This window comes from Xanthomonas vasicola pv. musacearum NCPPB 4379, from assembly GCF_000277895.2.
In the GTDB taxonomy this organism is placed as follows: Bacteria; Pseudomonadota; Gammaproteobacteria; order Xanthomonadales; family Xanthomonadaceae; genus Xanthomonas; species Xanthomonas vasicola.
Genome location: NZ_CP034655.1, coordinates 812195 through 832316, shown reverse-complemented (window position 1 = coordinate 832316; position 20122 = coordinate 812195). Strand labels below are relative to the sequence as shown.

The following is a 20122-nucleotide window of genomic DNA, read 5'->3' as shown; positions in this document are numbered from 1 at the left end:
CACAACAAGAAGCCCTGGGCGTGGACATGCGCCGATTGACTCCAGCCGACGCAGCGAACGCATCAGCGCGAGCAAACACCCAGAGCGTGGCTACCGCAGCGCGGCGTTGCACCGTGCTTGGCGACCGTTATGCTCGCGCCATGACCTCGCTCTCTTCGCCCCGCATAGCACGCGCCCCTGCTCTGGTGGGCTGGCGGTTGCTGGCGATGTGTTACGACGCCTGGCCAGTGCTGGCGCTGTCGATGCTGATCTCCACCGTCTTCACGCTGGGCTTTACCTTCGCCGGGCACCCAGCACGCGAAAACATCGCACCCTTCAGCAGCTGGCAATGGCTGTTGTGGCTGTGCTGCTGGATCGCCGCCGGGGTCTACGCCACCGTGAGCTGGCGCCGCGGCGGACAGACGCTGGGCATGCGCCCGTGGCGGCTGCGCCTGATCGATCCACAGGCCTCATGGCGTGCGCTGTGGATTCGCTACGCCGTGGGCACCTTGTCGCTGGGGCTGGGCGGGCTGGGATTCTGGTGGGCGTGGCTGGATCGCGACCGGCTGACCTGGCACGACCGTGCGAGTGGGACCCGGTTGGAGCGAACTGCCAGGCCCTTGACGTAATCAGGTCAGCAGCACCCCCTCCCTGAATATCGATCATCCCCGCATGCTCAATGCATACGAAATGCGCCTGAGTGCGACGAAACTAGCGTAGGCGACCAAACAAGGCTGCAGCTTATTTTGCGCCCGCGAAGGGGCGCGCAATTAACCCACTGAACTGCATGCCCAAACGCAGGCAGGACCGCTAGCAATGGCGGAACCAGCAACGCATAGCATGTCGCCCAAGGCATGTTGGTTAACCAAAAGCATCAGCGCCTAGGACATCCAGGCGGCAAGCTGAAGCGTCAATGGCAATTGCAGCAGAACGATGTGGCCCTTGGAATCGCCCTTAGCGCTGAGCGCTCCCCACATGCACAAAGCAGTCACCGCCAGCCAGCTAAAGCAGGCAGAGCACGACACCCACGATGCTCACCCGCCGCATGCGGTCAGCTACTTCGCCTGCGGAACAACCACGCCGACACACCCAGCATCACCATCGGCGGTAGCGCATAAGCGATGCGGTAATCGAGCTTGAGCGCGCCAGCCATGCGGCCGAAGAACAGCTGCAGCAGCCAGAAGCCCAGCGCAAACAGGATGCCCAGGAACAGACGCTTGCCCAAACCGCCGCTCCGCAACGAACCGAACGAGAACGGAATTGCCGCCATGCACAGCGCCAGCACATTGACCGGGTAGAACCAACGGCTCCAGTACTGATCTTCGTAATCGCGCGCGTCCAATCCATTGCGGCGGCGGTATTCGATGCTCTGCTCCAGATCATGCGCGGACAGATTGCGCGGTTTGGCCAGACCGGCCGCCAGCGCTGCCGGATTCAGCTGCGATTGCCACGGCAATTCGGGGAAGGTTTCGCGCTGCACCGAGCGTTCCTGAAAGGTATCGCGACGTACCTGGCGCAAGGTCCAACGGCCGTCGCGGTGCTCGGCCACTGACGCGTAGGTGAGCTGCTGCATCCTGCCGCTAGGGTCGAGGTGGTAAAGCCGCACATCGTGCAGATCCAGGGCGGTACCGCCGCCGTCGAGCAGCTTCTCTTCACCACTCAAGGCGTTGAGGAAGGTGTTGCCCTCACGTGCCCACAGGCCGGAATAGCGCGAAGACGCCATATCGCTGTTGTAGCGCGCACTGGCCTTGAGCGTGTCGGCCTGGTTCTGCGCCCACGGCCCGATGGTTTCGCCACTGATCACCATGCTGGCAGTCAGCAGCGCCATCGCTGCGACGACGGAGGCGGACATGCGTTTGCGCGACACGCCCAGCGCACGCAGCGCCGTCAGCTCGGAAGTGGCGGCCAACTGACCCAGGCCCATCAGCGCGCCAATCACTGCCGCAGTGGGAAACAGGGTGTAGGCCCGGCGCGGCACGGTATAGGCCACGTAAGCCACCGCATGGCCGAAGGTGTAGCTGCCCTGGCCGATGTTCTTGGCCTCGCTGGCGAAAGCGTTGACCAGGTCCAGCCCCAGCAGCACCGCCCAGGTCAGCAGCACGGTGGACAGCACCACCCGGCCGACATACCAATCATGGACCCGCGGCGTCAGCTTCATGCGCGCGCCCTCGGCCGACGCACGCGGCCATCGCGCGCATAGGCCCATACCGCCACTGCCAGCAGCGGCAGCGTCAGCCACCACAGGCCCAGCGCCGCCGGGGTCTTGCCGTTAGCGATCCACTGGGTGCCGACGATCATCAGATTGGTGCCGACCATGTAGGCCAGGAACGCCAGCATGATCCGGCCGTAGCGCTGCTGCCGCGGTGCGCTGCGCGACAGCGGCAAGGTCAGCAATGCAAACGCCAGTGCCAGCAATGGCGGCGCCAGGCGCTCATGCAGTTGGGCACGCGCGGTGGGGCGCTCGTCGGACAGCAACTGGGTGGTCCACATCACTTCCGGGTCGTTGGCATCGTGCACGCGGGTGCGGTCGGGCAAGGCGATGTCGCTGCTGGCGAACTTCATCAAGCGATAGTCCAAGGTCGCGCCGCCGGCCGGGCCCTCGGTACGGTAGCCATCGTCCAGGCGCAGGTAACGGTCGGTCTTGCCTTCAAAGAACATGGCACCGCGGTCGGCGGTGACCACATTGATGCGGTCGTTCTGCTGCCGCTGCATGAAGACCTTGCCCAGGCCCTTGCCGTCAGCAGAGATCGTCTGCATGTACACCACGCCACCGCCGGACAATGGCGTGAACTGGCCCGATTCCAGTCCGGCCATCAGCACGCTGCGGTTGGCATCTTCCAGCATCGCCTCGGCGGTGCGGCTGGCCCACGGGCCCAGCCACAGCGAGCACAGCCCGATGACCACCACCACCGGCACCACCAGCATCAGCATCGGCCGCAACATGCGCTTGGGGCCGACACCAATCGCAGTAATGACGGCCATTTCTGAATCGCGGTACAGCCGCGCCAGCGCCAATAGCAGGCCGAGCATCAGCGCCAGCGGCAAGATGATGGGCAGGTAGGCCACGAATTGCAGCCCCACTTGCGAGAGCAGCAAGCGCGCCGGGATGCGGCCATCGGCGATATTGCCGAGGATATCGACCAGCACACCGCCGACGCTGACGACCAGCAGCACGATCAAGGTGGCCAGGAAGCTCTGGGTGAAATCGCTAAGCAGGTATCGATCGAGCTTCGGCATGGGGTGGGCTTGTTTTAAACTCTCAGATTCGTTCGCGGCGCCGCCAGCCTAGTTCGGTTGGCGTAAACAGCCCGCGATTGTACGGATTTGCCTACGGAATCTGATCAATGGCCCTGCAATTCACCCTGAACCAAGACGCGCCGGCAAGCGCTGCCGTCGACTGCATCGTGGTTGGCGTGTTCGCCGACAAGACCCTTTCGCCCGCGGCACAGGCGCTGGACAGCGCCAGCCAGGGCCGTTTGACGGCCCTGGTAGCGCGCGGCGACGTGGCCGGCAAGACCGGCAGCACCACCCTACTGCACGACCTGCCCGGCATCACCGCGCCGCGCGTGCTGGTGGTCGGCCTGGGCGAAGCCAACAAGTTCGGCGTGGCGCCCTACCTCAAGGCCATCGGCGATGCGACCCGCGCGCTGAAGACCGGGGCGGTCGGCACCGCCCTGCTCACCCTGACCGAACTCACCGTCAAGGCCCGCGATACCGCCTGGAACATCCGCCAGGCGATCACCGTCAGCGACCATGCGGCCTACCGCTACACCGCCACGCTGGGCAAGAAGAAGATCGACGAGACCGGTCTGACCACCCTGGCAATCGCTGGCGACGACGCCCGCGCACTCGCCGTGGGCGTGGCCACCGCCGAAGGCGTGGAGTTCGCCCGCGAGCTGGGCAACCTGCCGCCGAACTACTGCACCCCGGCCTACCTGGCCGACACCGCCGCCGCCTTTGCCGGCAAGTTCCCGGGCGCCGAAGCCGAAATCCTGGACGAGGCGCAGATGGAAGCGCTGGGCATGGGCTCGCTGCTCTCGGTGGCACGCGGCTCGGCCAACCGCCCACGGCTGATCGTGCTGAAGTGGAACGGCGGCGGCGACGCGCGCCCGTACGTGCTGGTCGGCAAGGGCATCACCTTCGATACCGGCGGCGTCAACCTCAAGACGCAAGGCGGCATCGAGGAAATGAAGTACGACATGTGCGGTGGCGCCAACGTCATCGGCACTTTCGTGGCCACGGTCAAGGCCGAGCTGCCGATCAACCTGGTGGTGGTGGTGCCGGCGGTGGAAAACGCCATCGACGGCAATGCCTATCGCCCCTCGGACGTGATCACCAGCATGTCGGGCAAGACCATCGAGGTCGGGAATACCGACGCCGAAGGCCGCCTGATCCTGTGCGATGCGCTGACCTACGCAGAACGCTTCAACCCCGAAGCGCTGGTGGACGTGGCCACGCTGACCGGTGCCTGCATGGTGGCGTTGGGTCACCAGACCGCCGGCCTGATGAGCAAGCACGACGATCTGGCCAATGAGCTGCTCAGCGCCGGCGAGCACGTGTTCGACCGCGCCTGGCGTCTGCCGCTGTGGGACGAATACCAGGGCCTGCTGGATTCCACCTTCGCCGACGTCTACAACATCGGCGGCCGCTGGGGTGGCGCCATTACTGCCGGCTGCTTCCTGTCGCGCTTCACCGAAAACCAGCGCTGGGCGCATCTGGACATCGCCGGCGTGGCCAGCGAAGAAGGCAAGCGCGGCATGGCCACCGGTCGCCCGGTCGGCCTGCTGACGCAGTGGTTGCTGGACCGCGCCGTCTGATGTCGCCACACGCGGCACCGGGGCCGATTGCCGGCTTCTCCGTCGTGAACGGAGCAGCCAGCGCGGTGCCGGGCTGGACCAGCACGGGCATCGATCTGCTCTGGATCGTCGTGCAGCTGCGGCTGTTGTTTGTGTGGCTGGCGGCCAACAGCCGCCGGCCGGCCTGGATAATATCGGCATCGTGGCGTTAGCCGCATTGTTCCTGCCGGTGTATCTGTACCGTTCGGGCCCGCCCAGGCGCCGCCTGCGTGCATTCGGCGGCCTGCTGTTAGCCATACTCGGCTGTGCTGGCCTGTTCGCAGCCGCCGGCGTCCCCACCGAATTCTTGCTCTCCTCTCGCTTTGTGACCGCCTGATGCCCCGTGCCGACTTCTACCTGATCGCCAAGCCGCGCTTCCTCAACGAACCGCTGCGGCTGGTCTGCGAGCTGGCGCGCAAGGCCAACGACGCCAACCTGTCTACGCTGATCCTGGCCCGCGACGCGGAGCAGGCCGAGGCGCTGGACGACCTGCTGTGGGCGTTCGACGACGAAGCCTACGTGCCGCACCAGATCGCCGGCACCGATGAGGAAGACGAACTGGCGCCGGTGCTGATCGCCGCCCCCGAGTTCGCCGCCCCCTCGCGCCCGCTGGTGATCAACCTGCGCGACGACCCATATCTGGGCGCCTGCGACCGCGTGCTCGAAGTGGTACCGGCCGACCCCGCCGCCCGCGAACCGCTGCGCGAACGCTGGAAACAGTACAAGGCCCTGGGCCTGGAACTGACCAAGTACGACATGTGAGTGCGGCCTGGATTGGGGAGTTGGGATTGGGGATTCGTCACAGCAGGTTTGCGCGCATCCACAGGCTGCAGCCAGCGAAGAATCCGACATCGCCACCCTCCGTTCCACAGCAACATCGCTGCCATTGATGCGTGGGTTGCCAGTGATCACCACAGGCCCCATGACGCAACAAATCCCGAATAACGAATAACGAATAACGAATCCCACCCTTCTATGACCACCCTCGCCTCCAGCTACGACCCCTCTTCCTTCGAATCGCGCCTGTATGCGCAGTGGGAGGCGGCCGGTTATTTCGTACCGTCCGGCAAGGGTGAGACGTACACCGTGCTGCTACCGCCACCCAATGTCACCGGCACGCTGCACATGGGCCATGCGTTTCAGCAGACGCTGATGGATGCGTTGGTGCGCTATCACCGCATGCGCGGGTACGACACCTTGTGGCAGGTGGGCACCGACCATGCCGGCATCGCCACCGAGATGGTGGTGTCGCGCAATCTGGCGCTGGAAGGCAAGGGACACACGCGCGATTCGCTGGGGCGCGAGGGCTTCATCGCCAAGGTGTGGGAATGGAAGGCCGAATCCGGCGACACCATCGAACGCCAGATGCGCCGGCTGGGCACTTCCAGCGATTGGTCGCGCAGCACCTTCACCATGGACCCGCAGCCGTCGGCCGCGGTCAACGAAGCGTTCGTGCGCTGGTACGAGCAAGGCCTGATTTACCGCGGCCAACGCCTGGTCAACTGGGACCCGGTGCTGAAGACCGCGATCTCCGATCTGGAAGTGGAAAACGTCGAAGAAGACGGCTTTCTGTGGTCGATTCGCTACCCACTGGCCGATGGCGTCAACTACGAACACGTCGAGCACGACGCCGAAGGCAACGAGACGCTGCGCGAGACCCGCGATTATCTGGTGGTGGCCACCACGCGCCCGGAAACCATGCTGGGCGACACCGCCGTGATGGTGCACCCGGAAGATGCGCGTTATCTCACGCTGCATAACGCCCGCATCGTGCTGCCGCTGACCGGCCGGCACGTGCCGGTGATCACCGACGATTATGTCGACCGCGCCTTCGGCACCGGCGTAGTCAAGGTCACGCCTGCGCACGATTTCAACGATTACCAGGTGGGTGTGCGGCATGACTTGCCGTTGATCAACTTGTTCACCGTCACTGCCACCATCAACGACAACGCACCGGAGCGCTACCGCGGCCTGGATCGTTACGACGCGCGCAAGCTGGTGCTGTCCGAGCTGGAAGACCTGGGCATCTTGGTGGAAACCAAACCACACAAACTGCAGGTGCCGCGCGGCGATCGCACCGGCCAGGTGATCGAGCCTTACCTTACCGACCAGTGGTTCGTGAAGATGGATGCGCTGGCCAAGCGCGGGCTGGAACTGGTCGAGAGCGGCCAGATCAAATTCGTGCCGCCGAATTGGATCAATACCTATCGCCACTGGATGGAAAACATCCAGGATTGGTGCATCAGCCGTCAGCTGTGGTGGGGCCATCGCATTCCGGCGTGGTTCGACGATGCTGGGCGTTGCTATGTTGGCCACGACGAAGCCGAGGTGCGCGCCAAGCATGGCTTGGCTGCCCAGGTGGCGTTGCATCAAGACAGCGACGTGCTGGAAACCTGGTTTTCCTCGCAGCTGTGGCCATTCTCCACACTGGGCTGGCCGGATGCGCAAGCGATGGCCGAGCGCGGTTTCGAGCGCTATCTGCCGTCGTCGGTGCTGGTCACCGGTTTCGACATCATCTTCTTCTGGGTGGCGCGCATGATCATGGCCACCGACAGCTTCACCGGCCAAGTGCCGTTCCGCGACGTCTACATCACCGGCCTGATCCGCGATGCGCAGGGCCAGAAGATGTCCAAGTCCAAGGGCAACGTGCTCGATCCGTTGGACATCATCGACGGCATCAGCATTGAAGCCTTGGTCGCAAAGCGCACCAATGGCTTGATGCAGCCGCGCATGGCCGAGAAGATCGAAAAAGCCACGCGCAAAGAGTTCCCGGACGGCATCATCGCCCACGGTGCAGACGCGCTGCGCTTCACCATCGCCGCACTCGCCACGCATGGCCGCGACATCAAGTTCGATCTGGGCCGCGCCGAGGGCTACAAGAACTTCTGCAACAAGCTGTGGAACGCCACGCGCTTTGTGCTGATGAATACCGAAGGCGCGCGCTTTACCGGCGTGCCGCAGCCGCGCACCGAAACAGAGAAGTGGATTCTGGCGCGCCTGGACAAGGTCACCGCAGAAACCCACGCGCATTACGCCAACTACCGCTTCGACCTGCTCGCGCAATCGTTGTACGAATTTGCCTGGAATGCATTCTGCGACTGGTTCGTGGAGCTGGCCAAGCCTGCGCTCAATAATCAGGATGCCGACGCTGCCGCCAGCACCCGCCACACCCTGCTGTATGTGCTGGAGTCGTTGCTGCGCCTGTTGCACCCGCTCACCCCGTTTGTCACCGAAGAGTTGTGGCAGCAGGTCGCACCGCGCCTGGGTATCACCACCGCCACGATTTCGTTGCAGCGCTTCCCGCAGGTTGGCGATGTCGATACCAGTGGCTATGCCACTGCCGAAGCCGATGTCGAATGGCTCAAGTCGATGGTGTCGGCACTGCGCCGCGTGCGCAGCGAGTTGAACGTGCCGCCTTCCAAGCAGGTGCGCCTGCTGCTGCAAGCCGGCACCGCTGACGACCGCCCGCGTGTCGCCCGCTTCGCCTCGCAGCTGTCGTTCTTGCTCAAGCTGGAAACCATCGATTGGCTTGAAGCAGGCCAGGACACACCGCCGTCGGCCGCCGCCATCGTCGGAGAACTCACGTTGCTGGTGCCGCTGGAAGGCCTGGTCGACATGGATGCCGAACGCACTCGCCTCGACAAGGAAATCAAACGCGTGGAAGGCGAGATCGGCAAGTGCAACGGCAAACTCAGCAGCGCCACCTTTGTGCAGAACGCACCAGCAGCAGTGGTTGAGCAGGAGCGTGCGCGCTTGAATGACTGGACCACGCAACTGACCGGCTTGCGCGAGCAGCGCGCGAAGATCTGAGGCAGTTAATCGGCTGCTAGCGTGTCGAGGGCGCGGTGCCCTCGCCGCTCGCGGGACACGCCGTGACACCGTCCCTAGGGAAGGTCTGAACAACGAGGCCTGGGATGGCGGGATGTCGCATCGTTCCGAAGAGGGGCGTTTGGAGCTTCGGAATTTCGCCATTTCTGGCGCTTTGCGTGGGAATTCCCCGGTCTATAAGCGCACGCTCCCCATAGCCGGCAGCAACTACTTTGGCTTCATCCACAGATTGGAGAGCGCTAACAAGGTCAGCACGTGTGTGGTGTTCTTGGCCAAGCCGCGATAGCGGACCTTGGTGTAGCCGAATTGGCGCTTGATCACCCGGAAGGGATGCTCCACCTTCGCGCGCACGCTGGCCTTGAAGTGTTCCCAACGTTGTTCCCGGGCACGCTCGCGCTTGCTGCCGATGCCTTGGATCGTCGAGGGCCTGGCGGCGATGAAGAATGCTGCTTCGCAGTCCTGCAGCTCTTCGCGTTTGTCTGCACCGGTGTCGCCGCTGTCGCCGAACACGCTGTCTTCTTTGCCATGCAGCAACGTGTGCATCACCGTGACATCGGCGACATTGGCCGCTGTGCAATGGACGTGGTGCACCAGCCCGGAAAACTCATCCACGCCGATGTGCGCCTTCATCCCGAAAGACCACTGATTGCCCTTGCTGGTCTGATGCCTCTCAGGGTCGCGCGCGTGATCGGCGTTCTTGGTCGAACTGGGCGCAGCGATCAGCGTCGCATTGACGATCGTGCCCGACCGCAGGCTCTGGCCCGTGCGCGCCAGATGCGCGTTGACCGCTTCCAGCATCCGCGCGGCAAGGCCATGGGTCTCCAGCAGACGCCGAAAGTTGAGAATCGTGGTCGCGTCGGGAATGTCGTCCAACCCGCAGAGCTGGGCAAATCGCCGTAAGGTCGGAATCTCGTGCAGCGCTTCTTCCATCGCCGGATCGCTCAACGCATACCACTGCTGCAGCAGATGAATCCGCAACATCGTTGCCAGGGCGTATTGCTGCCGCCCTGGCCGCCCCGACACCGGATAGTGCGGCGCGATCAGCCCGAGCAGTTGCTGCCACGGAACGACCTGCACCATCTCGCCAGGAAGATCTCCCGCCGGGTCTGCTTGCGCTTGCCCAGGCCCTCCGCGTCACCGAACGTCAGTTGCATGGATCACTCCTCAACATGAGGCGGGTAGTGTCGCGTATCTGTGGTGCGTTGATCAGACCTTCCTTAGCGTCTCTCAGGGGATAATGGTTCGTATCACAGAACGACATGCGTGCTAGCGAGTCAGAAGCACGTAATGCAGTGCTTGCCGCATAAACACCGACTATCTCCACTGGTCCTTGCCCGCTCACCGTCGCGGGACCCTTGGCATGGATGCCGCCAAGGAGCCTAAAGGACGTACTTGCGGCGTGTCCTGCGGTGGTGGGCGGGCGAGGGCCTTGCCGTAAAGTCGCAGCGCCAATGCCCTTTGCCCAATTCATCGCATCTGTCCGCTATGGAAGCGCTATTGGGCTAGAACTTCAAATCCACACGCGCATACCAGAACCGTCCACCGGGGATGTCGTAGGTGGATGCGTCGTAGCCATTGAGAGAGCACGACAGGCAAATCGGCGGATCGTTATCGAACACGTTGTTCAAGCCGGCGGTGAGTTGCAGACCTTTGAGCCAATCGAAGCGATAGCCCACTTGCGCATCGTGATAGGTAATCGCATCCAACCGGTTGGTGCCCACCGACGGATCCGAACACACCGCAAACTCCACCGCGTCGCCGCATTGCTCGGTGAGCTTGGAGATGTGCCGCGCGGTCCACGATGCCGTCCAGTTGCCCAGCGACCAATCCAGGACCGCGTGGCTGGTCCATTCCGGAATTGCGCTGTCGACCACCTCGATACCCGGCCCTTGCGGCTGCCGCTGACCTGCTGCGCCTAGCGCCTCGTAACGGCCCACCAAAGTGTTCTGCCAGGACAGCTTGAAGCGCCCGAACGCGGTTTCCGGCAGGGTCCAGAACAGATCCACGTCCCAACCGTCGGTCTTGATCGAGCCCAGATTGGTCAGCCGATTGTTGAAGGCATTGATGCCACCGGTGGATGCCCGCCCGATGCCAGTGCAGTACAAGGTATCCAGCGTATCCACGCACAGATCCAGCTGGGTCTGCGCATTGATCGCCTGGATCGCACCATCCACATGATGGCGATAGAACGTCACCTCCAGATCGAGGCGATCGGACCAACTGGCATTGCTTGTAAAGCCAGGGCTGAAGACCAAACCCGCACTGAAACTGCGCGAACGCTCCGGATCCAGTTGCTCGTTACCGCCTGTGGTAACCGAGATCTGCTGATTGGCCTGCTGATAGCCAGCAGGCACGCCGAGCGCCGCACAGTTGGCCGCACTGCCACGCGGCGCGGTGCCGCCCAGACCGATCGAGCAAGGATCCGACAGCTGCAAGTCCGCACGCGCTGCCGAACCGAACAACTCGCCGATGGTCGGCGCACGGAACCCTTCTGCATAACTGGTGCGCAACACCAACTCATCGGTGACCTGCCAACGCAGACCATACTTCGGCGTGAACTCGCCGCCGAATGTCGAATAGTCCGAATAGCGCCCGGCAATATTCAAATCCAGCTTGTCGCCCAATGACGCGTTGGCAAAGATCGGAATATTGAGCTCGAGATACGCCTCGTTAACGTCGTAGCTGCCCGAGGTGGGCAACGATGGCACGCCGTTGTAACGCCCGGCCACGGTGAGCGGATCGGGTTGATAAGAACCTTCGTACTTGCGGTATTCGTACCCGCTGGCAAACGACACCGCACCGCCCGGCAACTGGAACAACTCGCTGCTGAGGTTGGCGGTAAACAGGCTCAATTCGTTCTGGCTGCGGTCGCGCACCACCGGCTGGATCCAGCGCAACATCTCCGGCGTGATGCTGCCGGCGCCACTGAAAATATCCAACGGCACGCAGCCGGCCACGGCCGCGCAGCCAGTCGGGTCGCCGAGCGCCAGGTTGATGTTGTAGAGGTTGTAGCTGCCGTAGTTGGTCTGCTCGGCCTTGTTCTTGCTGTACATGCCGTTGACGTCCCAGAACCAGGTTCGCCCTGCGCCTTCGAACGTGCCGACCAGGCCGGTGCCGAAATACTGCGTATCGACCTGTTGCTCGTAACGCCGCGGTCCGCCTTCCACCGGCCTGCGACCGATCTGGATCAGATTGGTGGCCGAATCCAGATCGAATCCGAACGGGTTGAACGGGTTGAGCGCGGAGATCACGATGTTGTCGGCCAGCGGGTTGCCGGTGCCGGCATCGGGCCCGAGGAAGATGGGCTCCGGTGCGGCCTGGTTGGTCGATTCGCGCCGGTTGCCCAACGCCTTGACGTACCACTGCACGTCGTCATTGAAATAGTAGCGGAACTGCGCGAACACGCCCTTGCGCTCGGACGGTGTCAGCAACAGATTCTGCTCGGCGAAGTTGTAGCGGTCTGCGGTGCCGAAGCAGTGATAGTCGTCGCTGCGCGTGCAACCGCCGCTGCCATCGTATTGCGGTGTGCCCACCCCGGCATTGGGCGTGAGGCTCTGGCGCACGCCGGTGTTGGGATCGACGAACTGGAAGCGGCCATCCGGCGTTGCCGAGCTGGCGAAGGTCAGCCCGGTACCAGGAATCGGGAAGCGGGCCTGCGCACGATCGCGCGCATAGATCGGATCCTGTTTGACATAGCTTGCGCCCAAAAACAGGCTGAAATTCTCTCCACTTTTGCCCCAGGCCAGATCCATGCCCTGATTGGCGCCATCGCCCTTGCCGTATTGCCCGTAGTTGAGCGTGACTTGCGCACCGTCGAAGCTGCGACGGGTAATGATGTTGACCACACCGGCAATCGCATCGGAGCCGTACAACGACGAAGCGCCGTCTTCGAGCACTTCGATGCGCTCCACGATCGCCAGCGGAATGGTGTTGAGATCGGTCGACGAACCCACACCGGACGCGGAGGATTCATTGACCCAGCGAATGCCATCGACCAAGACCAGCACGCGCTTGGAACCGAGATGGCGCAGATCCACCTGCGCCGAGCCGGCGCCCACGCCGCCGCCATCGGGTGGAAAGCCGAAGTTGCCGGACGAATTGAATTTGGCGTTGAGCGCCGAACCGGACGCGGTGAGCTCCTGCAGCACTTCGCCGATGGAGGTCAGGCCGGTGCGTTCGATGTCGGCGCGGTTGAGCGTCTGGATCGGCACCTGGCCCTGCAATTCGGCGGTTTTGATGCGCGTGCCGGTGACCTGCACGCTGTCGAGAGTGCGCGTGCTCGGTGCGGCCTCAGGCGGTTGCGCCCAGGCGAGTGCGGGAATCAGACACAATGACAACTGCACAGCCAAGCATGAACGATAAGGGCCAATCAGACGCTTCATCCTTTCTCTCTCCAGAAGGATTTTCGAGTGTCCGCACGCCCCCGTGCCGGCGGTCCGCGCCAATTCTTAAACGAAACATTAACGTGCTGCAACTAGCGATGCAGCAGCGCGCTCGTGTCGCAATAGTGACCACGGCGTGCCCTCTGCATGCACGTGCGTGTTTGACGTACCGCGCATGTAAACGAGTGCAGCGTCGCCATCAGGCCCGCGATGCGTATTCACTCGGGGTTCAGGCGTGCTTCGCTATCATTGCACCATGACTTACGCCCCCCGCCTCGCCACTGTTTTCATCTGCCTGCTGTGCTTTGGCAGAACTGCGCTGCGTGCGCAAACGCTCGACCCGCAACTGACTGCCATGCGCGATGCCATCGCGGCCGCAGAGCGCGGCCAGAGCGATGCCGTTCAGCTCGCTGCATTGAGCCGCCACCCGCTGTATGGATGGCTGGAATTTGCGACGCTCAAGCGCAACATCGACACCGTCTCCAATGCGCAGGCGCAGGGGTTTCTACAGCGCTATGCCGGCCAACCGGTGGCCGAGAGCTTCCGCAGCACCTGGTTGCCGGCAGTGGCGCGTCGGCAGGACTGGAACACACTGCTGGCCTATTGGAAGTCCACCGACAACCTCGGCCTGCGCTGTGCACAGCTGACCGCGCGCCTGGCCACTGGCAAGGCCGATGCGCAGTGGAGCCGCGATGCGCTGACGCTGTGGCGCAACGGCAAGGCGCTGCCCGATGCCTGCGACGCGGTGGTTGCCGGGCTGGAATCGCGTGGCGAACTCACTCCCGCGCTGCGCTGGGAGCGCGTGGAGGCTGCTGCCGATGCGCAGCTGCCTGCGGTCATGCGCACGGCTGCTCGCGGCCTGCCCGCCACCGATCTGGCGCTGGCCACCGATTACGCTGCGTTTCTGGACAAGGTGCACCCGCGTGCACTGAGCTGGCCGAAGACCGAACGCAGCCGCCGCATCGCGGTCGATGGTCTGGCCAAGCTGGCCAAGAGCGATCCGGATGCTGCCGAACAGCAGTTGCCGCAGCTCGCCAGTGCGCTCGGTTTCAGTGAGGCGCAGCGCGGGCAGGTGCTGTATCAGATCGCGTTGTGGACCGTCGCCTCGTATCTGCCGGATTCGGCACGTCGGCTCAACGCCGTGCCAGATGGGTCCTACGACGAGCGCCTGCACGAATGGCGCGCACGCGAGGCGATGTCGCGCGGCGACTGGCCAGCCGCGTTGGCTGCGATTCGCAAGATGCCAGCAAGTCAGCGCAGCGATTCGCGTTGGCAGTATTTCGAAGCGCGCCTCGCCGAAAAGACCGGCGCTGCCGCGGCCGCACAGCCGCTGTACCGCGCCGCTGCGCAATCGCCGACCTTCTACGGCTTCCTGGCTGCCGACCGCCTGCAGCAGCCGTACCGGTTGTGCCCGTGGGAGCCCAACGACAGCCCGCAAGCGAAAGCGGCCGTTGCACGCGACCCGGCCTTGATCCGTGCAATTGCCTTGTTCCAGATCGACCGTCCCGGCTGGGCCGTGGCCGAGTGGAACGATGCCGCCACCCGCTTCGACGACACCCAACGCCGTCTGGCAGTGGAAGTGGCCAGTGACAACGGTTGGTTCGACCGCGCGGTGTTCGCGCTCGGCAAGCAGCCGGACGAACAACGTCTCTATTCGCTGCGCTTCCCACTGCACCACGACGACACCATTCGCCGCGAAGCCGCCAAGAACGCGATCGACCCGGCCTGGGTGGCCGGAGAAATTCGTGCCGAAAGCATTTTCAATCCGCGCGCGCGCTCACCGGCCAACGCAATGGGCCTGATGCAGGTGTTGCCTGGTACCGGCGCGGCCGTCGCCAAGGGCATCGCCCTGCCCGGCTATGCCGGCGCTACCAGCCTGTACGAGCCAGACACCAACATCGCCATTGGCACGGCGTATCTGCGCCAGTTGCTCAACACCTACGGGCTACCCTATCTCACCATCGCCGCCTACAACGCAGGTCCAGGACCCACCGGGCGCTGGCAGTCGCAACGCCCAAATTTCGATCCGGATTTCTGGATCGAAACCATCAGCTACAAGGAAACTCGCGAATATGTCGCGCGCGTGTTGGCCTTCAGCGTGATCTACGACTGGCGCCTCAACGGCGACATGCTGCCGCTGAGCGACCGACTGATGGGCAAGCTGGTGGACAAGCGCCTCAAGCCGGTGTGCACTCCCGGCCAGGCTGCGAATAATGTGGCGCAGGATTGAGCCACGTCAGGCAACGTGCACGGCCGCTGGATTTGATCGAGTGCGCGATGCCCTTGCCGCTCGCGGGACACGCCGTAAATCCATCCCCGTAGGCTCGATGGCGGCATGCATGCCGCCATCGGTCCGGCAATCGGCAAGCACACCGCACCAGAAAGTGAGTTGGCAGTTTTCTTAAAATCTCTTCGGTTGCTCTGCTTGACTTGGCAGGCTCATAGGACATGCAGCTACACCAACACTGTCCGTTATGCCCTGACTGCGAACAGGCATACCGACCAATTCATCCGGTCTTCGCCCAACCACCGTCGCCGGACCTTACGCGGTATGGATGCCGCATCGGGCATCATGTGCTGATGAAGATCTATCTCGTTGGCGGCGCAGTCCGCGATGCATTGCTTGGTCAGCCCGCTGGCGACCGCGACTGGGTGGTGGTCGGTGCCGATCAGGCGCAGATGGAAGCGCAGGGATTCAAACCGGTCGGTAAGGATTTCCCGGTGTTTCTGCACCCGCGCAGCGGCGAGGAGTACGCACTGGCACGCACAGAGCGCAAGTCCGGCCGCGGATATCGTGGATTTGTGGTGGATGCCGATCCGTCGGTGACGCTGGAAGAGGATCTGCTGCGCCGCGATTTCACCATCAACGCGATCGCGCGTGACGAAGACACGGGCGAGTTGTTCGACCCGTACAACGGTGTACGCGATCTGCAGGCGCGCGTATTGCGGCATGTCGGCCCGGCGTTTGTCGAAGATCCCGTGCGCGTGTTGCGTGCAGCGCGCTTCATGGCACGGCTCGCGCCGCTGGGCTTCACCATCGCGCCGGAAACTGCAGCGCTAATGCGGGAAATGGCTGCCAGCGGCGAATTGGATAGTTTGGTGCCGGAGCGTGTCTGGCAGGAGCTGCGGCGCGCATTGACCTGCGCACAGCCGTCGGCGTTGCTGCGCACGCTGCACGACACCGCTGCACTGCGCGTCATCCTGCCGGAAATCGATGCGCTGTACGGCGTACCGCAGCGCGCTGAATTCCATCCGGAAGTGGATACCGGCATTCACCAGGAAATGGTCAGCGACATGGCGGCGCGCATCGCGCCTGGGGATGCGCTGGTGGGCTTTGCCGCACTGACTCATGACCTGGGCAAGGCACTCACGCCGCCAGAGGAATGGCCGCGCCATGTCATGCATGAGCAACGCGGCGTCGCGCCATTGCAGGCGCTGTGCGAGCGGCTCAAGGTGCCTCAGGACCATCGGCAACTTGCCGTCATCGCCTGCCGTGAACACTTGAATGTGCATCGCCTGCCCGAGCTAAGCGACCGCACCGTGCACGAGTTGCTGGTGCGCTGCGATGCGTTCCGCCGGCCGGAGCGTATCGCGCAGCTGGCATTGGTGTGCGAAGCCGACAAACGTGGACGCCTTGGCAGTGAAGAGGCAGCGTATCCGCAAGGCGAAGAACTCAAACGACTGCACGCCGCCGCGCTGGCGATCAATGCGCGTGATCTGGCAGCCGAGGGGTTGCAAGGGCCACAGATCGGCGAGGCGCTGACGAAGGCACGTGTCGCGGCAATTGCAGCAGCGCGAAAGACCGGCACATAGCCAAATGCATTGCGCAACCGATGCAGTGACACGACGTTGATGCGAGAGCGCCAAGAACACCGTTATTCCAGCAATCTGCGCTGGTGAGAAATCACTCCGATCAAAATCAGGAATCTTGGCTGGCGTGGCATGTCCGCCATTAAGTGCGGCCGGCAAAACGTAGCGATACGTTGCCGGCTGTGTGCAGGCGGCGTAGTCGTGCCGCCGTGCACGAGTGCCACCTGCCGTCTGCTGGAACGACCGCACCTGCCTGTCGGTTACGCGGTGGTTTTATTCGCTACTTTGAATAAAGGGCGGCTGCACTCACGCAGCCGCCCGAGCATTCATCACAGCTTGAAATTCAGACTCAGCATGAAAGAGCGACCGTTCTTGTAGATGTAGTACGGCTGGTTCTTGTTGCCGATGTAGCTGAAGTAGGTTTCATCCAGCAGGTTGGTGGCTTCCAGCGCAACCCGCAAGCGCTCGGTGGCCTGGTAACCGAATGATGCATCCACTTGCGTAAACGCATCGGTCATCTGCTGCCCGTTGAGCCGGCCGATCTCGGTGAAGTATTCGGAACGCCAGCCCAGATTCACCCGCGCGCTCCACTTGCCTTGCTCGTAGTACGGGCTGATGTTGTACGCATTGCGCGAGTTGTACGGCAGGCTGTAGTCGCCATCGGTCTTGGAATCGGAATAGGTGTAGTTGGCCACCACGCCGAAGCCAGTGCCGAAATTGTGCTGCAGAGTGAGCGCGACACCGCGCACCTTGGCATCGCCGGCGTTGGTGGGCACCGATGTCTGATACGTGCTCAAACCGCCGGTGGCGTTGCGATATCCGGCCAGGTGCCTGCATGCAGACGAAGCGAACGCACAGCTTGCCCATACTTGCAAGCTGGACCTGGGTGCGCGCATCGCTACGCTCGCCCCCCTTGCGCACGATCCGCGAAATGATGCTGCGTTGCCTGCCTCTCCACAGAACCGGCAACGAATGACACAGCAGGTCAGAACCTGACGCGCCTCATGCCCGGCATGCGTCGCCCCGAAATCACCACCTGCGACAGAAAACGGTCACAAGGCCCCACCACGGTCATCGCCAGTTCGAATCGAAGGCCGTGAACGACAAAAATATGGCGCAACACCGCCGTATTCGATGCGACAGCGGGCGAAAAGCGCGATGAACAGTGGAATGTCGCAACTGGCATATATGTTGCTTCTCTCCCGTCCTTCAATTCGCAAGATAGCGACGCTCGGAATCTTCATGACTGTCAGAAAATTCCCCCTCGCTGTCTGCGTATGCCTGACATGCGCCACGGTTACGCCCGGGGGACACGCAGCCACCTCAAGCCTCGGCGCGTCGCGTGCCGACCGGCTTGCCGAGATCAGCCGTTACCGCGATCAGGCTCGCTGGATCGACGCACTCGCCGCGATCGAGCGAGCCCAATCGGAACAATCCGACGACGCCCTGCTGTACAAGCTGCAGACGCTGACGCTGAGCGACATCGGCAATGCCTGGCTCGCCTGGCAGTTGTGCAAGGCGCGCCCGGACCTGTTTGACCAGGACCAGAAAGCGCACCTGGAGTCGAACTATCTGGCCAAGCTGGTGAACTGGAGTCTGGCCTATGGCGAGAGCGAAGACACCCGTCTGACCGAGGCCGAAGACGCACTGGCGCAGATGGAGCAGTACGTGCAGCGCGAGGCCCGCCCGCCGGCACAGATACCCCTGCGCATCCGCATGGATCGCCTGATCCTACTCAACCGTCTGGGCAGGCATTCCCAAGTGCGTGACGAAGCAAACGCCCTGCAACGGGAAGGCCATCCCCTCCCCGACTATGTGCTGCCGGCGGTGAGCGATTCGACGATGGCGACCCGGCAACCGGCCGAAGCGATCCCACTGCTGAAAACCGTCCTGAAGAACGAACCGGGGCGCTCCCAGTCACGCTCGCAGCTTGTCTACGCCTACCTGGAGACCGAACAGGCGGAAAAAGCAATCGACTACCTGCAATCCTGGCAGAAGGACGAGCCAGCGTGGCGCTGGGGCGGCGGCAAGAGCCGCTATGCCAACTGGGCCCGTTACGAAGCCGACCTGAACATGGCCATGATCCACGCCTACAGCGGCGACCTGCCCACCGCGCAGCGGGCGCTGGAAGGCCTGCTGGCGGTCGGCCCCGGCAACGGCGGCCTGCAGACCGCACTGGGCAGTGTGTATCAGATGCGTGGTTGGCCACGCCGGGCGCTGGAACGGCATCAGATGGCCTACACGCTGGACCCGCGCGATGTATCGCCACGCGTCGGCATGTACGAATCCTATATCCAATTGCAGCGTGACGACCTGGCCCGCCCCCTGCACGACAGCCTGCTCGCCCGCTATCCCAACCAGCCTTCCGTGCTGCACATGGACCGCGACTGGCGCGCCCACGGTGGCTGGCAACTACAGGCCGCCGCCGAAGGCAGCCACAGTTCGAGCGGCGGCGGGAACGCGCCATTGGGCAATAACGACCAGCACTACAGCATGGAAGCGGACTCGCCGATCCTGGACGACCGCTGGCGTCTGTTCGCCTCTGCCGATCGGCGCTCTGTCACCTTTCAGAACCGCTACATCGCGCCCTTGTGGCTCAGTGGCGGCGTGCGCTATCGCTTCGGTCACATTGATGCCGAAGCCGCCATGGCGCATCCCGGCGACAACATCGGACAGACCGGCCTGCGCGCCAGTGTTGGCTGGCAGTTCAACGACCAGTGGCATGCCCGCATGGCCGCCGCACGCAACGATGCCGAAGCCTCCATGCAGGCGCGCATTTCGGGCATCACCGCCGACAGTGTGGCGCTGGCCCTGGACTACACCCGGGACGAACGCATGCACTGGCGGCTGGGCGGCAGTCAGTTCCGTTACGACGACGGCAACCGCCGCGACACCATCAGCAGCGCCATAGAGCAGCGGCTACTGAGCCAGCCACGCCTGCTCATCGATGGCCTGGGCAGCGTCTACGCCAGCCGCGGCAGTCGCGATGATGCGCCCTATTTCAACCCTTCGCAGGACCGCTCGATGGAGCTCGGTCTGCGCCTCAACCAGCAGCTATGGCGCCACTACGAACGCGGCTTCCGCCAGCGCCTGACCGTCTCGGTGGGAGACTACTGGCAGCAGCGCTACGGCAGCTCGCTGATTCCCAGCGTGGCCTATCGCCACGAATGGCAGCTGGGCCAGGGCCGGACATTTGAATACGGTGCGAGTTGGTCACGTCCGGTCTATGACGGCCGGCGCGAACGTCATCTCGGCGTCGATGCCGCAATGCACTGGGGAGAGTGAGAT

Annotated in this window: 12 protein-coding genes, 1 other RNA gene and 2 pseudogenes; 8 read left to right on the top strand and 7 right to left on the bottom strand. The window is 63.4% G+C overall.

Annotated elements, in window-relative coordinates:
- The first annotated feature begins 140 nt into the window (after positions 1 to 140).
- Positions 141 to 608 carry an RDD family protein gene (locus KWO_RS03840; protein WP_017113275.1) on the top strand — a complete coding sequence of 156 codons (468 nt, stop codon included), beginning with the start codon at positions 141 to 143 and terminating at the stop codon, positions 606 to 608.
- 112 nt (positions 609 to 720) lie between these two features.
- On the opposite strand, the pseudogene KWO_RS23525 reads toward KWO_RS03840, so the two are convergent.
- The 3 genes and pseudogenes from KWO_RS23525 to lptF form a co-directional block, all read right to left on the bottom strand.
- Positions 721 to 1026, bottom strand: a pseudogene (locus KWO_RS23525) (hypothetical protein).
- Between the two features lie 4 nt (positions 1027 to 1030).
- Positions 1031 to 2185: an LPS export ABC transporter permease LptG gene (gene lptG, locus KWO_RS03835; protein WP_017113276.1), complete on the bottom strand. Its 1155-nt coding sequence runs from the start codon at positions 2183 to 2185 to the stop codon at positions 1031 to 1033.
- Positions 2134 to 3216: an LPS export ABC transporter permease LptF gene (lptF, locus tag KWO_RS03830; protein ID WP_010367805.1), complete on the bottom strand. Its 1083-nt coding sequence runs from the start codon at positions 3214 to 3216 to the stop codon at positions 2134 to 2136. The genes lptG and lptF overlap by 52 nt, the downstream gene beginning before the upstream one ends.
- A gap of 107 nt (positions 3217 to 3323) precedes the next feature.
- Here lptF and KWO_RS03825 point away from each other — a divergent pair, with 107 nt between their 5' ends.
- From KWO_RS03825 to KWO_RS03810, 4 genes are all read left to right on the top strand, one after another.
- Positions 3324 to 4796 carry a leucyl aminopeptidase gene (locus KWO_RS03825; RefSeq protein ID WP_010367806.1) on the top strand — a complete coding sequence of 491 codons (1473 nt, stop codon included), beginning with the start codon at positions 3324 to 3326 and terminating at the stop codon, positions 4794 to 4796.
- Entirely contained in the window at positions 4796 to 4987 is a 192-nt protein-coding gene (locus KWO_RS22880; RefSeq protein WP_227479784.1) for a hypothetical protein, read from the top strand. The genes KWO_RS03825 and KWO_RS22880 overlap by 1 nt, the downstream gene beginning before the upstream one ends.
- Positions 4988 to 5150: 163 nt before the next feature.
- Positions 5151 to 5576, top strand: coding sequence for a DNA polymerase III subunit chi (locus KWO_RS03815; protein ID WP_003490202.1), 426 nt, complete (start codon positions 5151 to 5153; stop codon positions 5574 to 5576).
- Between the two features lie 213 nt (positions 5577 to 5789).
- The gene (locus KWO_RS03810) at positions 5790 to 8624 is read left to right on the top strand and encodes a valine--tRNA ligase (protein WP_010378062.1); all 2835 of its coding nucleotides are present in this window, start codon (positions 5790 to 5792) and stop codon (positions 8622 to 8624) included.
- 225 nt (positions 8625 to 8849) lie between these two features.
- Here the strand turns inward: KWO_RS03810 and KWO_RS03800 are convergent.
- A protein-coding gene (locus tag KWO_RS03800) for an IS5 family transposase (RefSeq protein ID WP_113622305.1) occupies positions 8850 to 9796 on the bottom strand; the annotation gives its coding sequence in 2 pieces (ribosomal slippage) (positions 8850 to 9727 and positions 9727 to 9796; 948 coding nt in all).
- A gap of 348 nt (positions 9797 to 10144) precedes the next feature.
- Positions 10145 to 13024: a TonB-dependent receptor plug domain-containing protein gene (locus tag KWO_RS03790; RefSeq protein ID WP_010368173.1), complete on the bottom strand. Its 2880-nt coding sequence runs from the start codon at positions 13022 to 13024 to the stop codon at positions 10145 to 10147.
- Between the two features lie 256 nt (positions 13025 to 13280).
- On the opposite strand from KWO_RS03790, the gene KWO_RS03785 reads away from it, so the two are divergent.
- Both KWO_RS03785 and KWO_RS03780 read left to right on the top strand, forming a co-directional pair.
- Positions 13281 to 15254: a transglycosylase SLT domain-containing protein gene (locus KWO_RS03785; protein ID WP_017113747.1), complete on the top strand. Its 1974-nt coding sequence runs from the start codon at positions 13281 to 13283 to the stop codon at positions 15252 to 15254.
- Between the two features lie 350 nt (positions 15255 to 15604).
- Positions 15605 to 16837, top strand: coding sequence for a multifunctional CCA addition/repair protein (locus KWO_RS03780; protein ID WP_010376299.1), 1233 nt, complete (start codon positions 15605 to 15607; stop codon positions 16835 to 16837).
- Positions 16838 to 16984: 147 nt separating this feature from the next.
- Here the strand turns inward: KWO_RS03780 and KWO_RS03775 are convergent.
- A non-coding RNA gene (locus KWO_RS03775) (sX9 sRNA) lies at positions 16985 to 17060 on the bottom strand.
- Positions 17061 to 17163: 103 nt separating this feature from the next.
- Positions 17164 to 17652: pseudogene (locus tag KWO_RS03770) on the bottom strand (TonB-dependent receptor domain-containing protein); the annotation flags it as partial.
- Between the two features lie 424 nt (positions 17653 to 18076).
- On the opposite strand from KWO_RS03770, the gene pgaA reads away from it, so the two are divergent.
- Positions 18077 to 20119 (top strand): poly-beta-1,6 N-acetyl-D-glucosamine export porin PgaA, encoded by a 2043-nt coding sequence (gene pgaA / locus KWO_RS03765; RefSeq protein ID WP_010368182.1) that lies wholly within the window; start codon positions 18077 to 18079, stop codon positions 20117 to 20119.
- Positions 20120 to 20122: the final 3 nt, after the last annotated feature.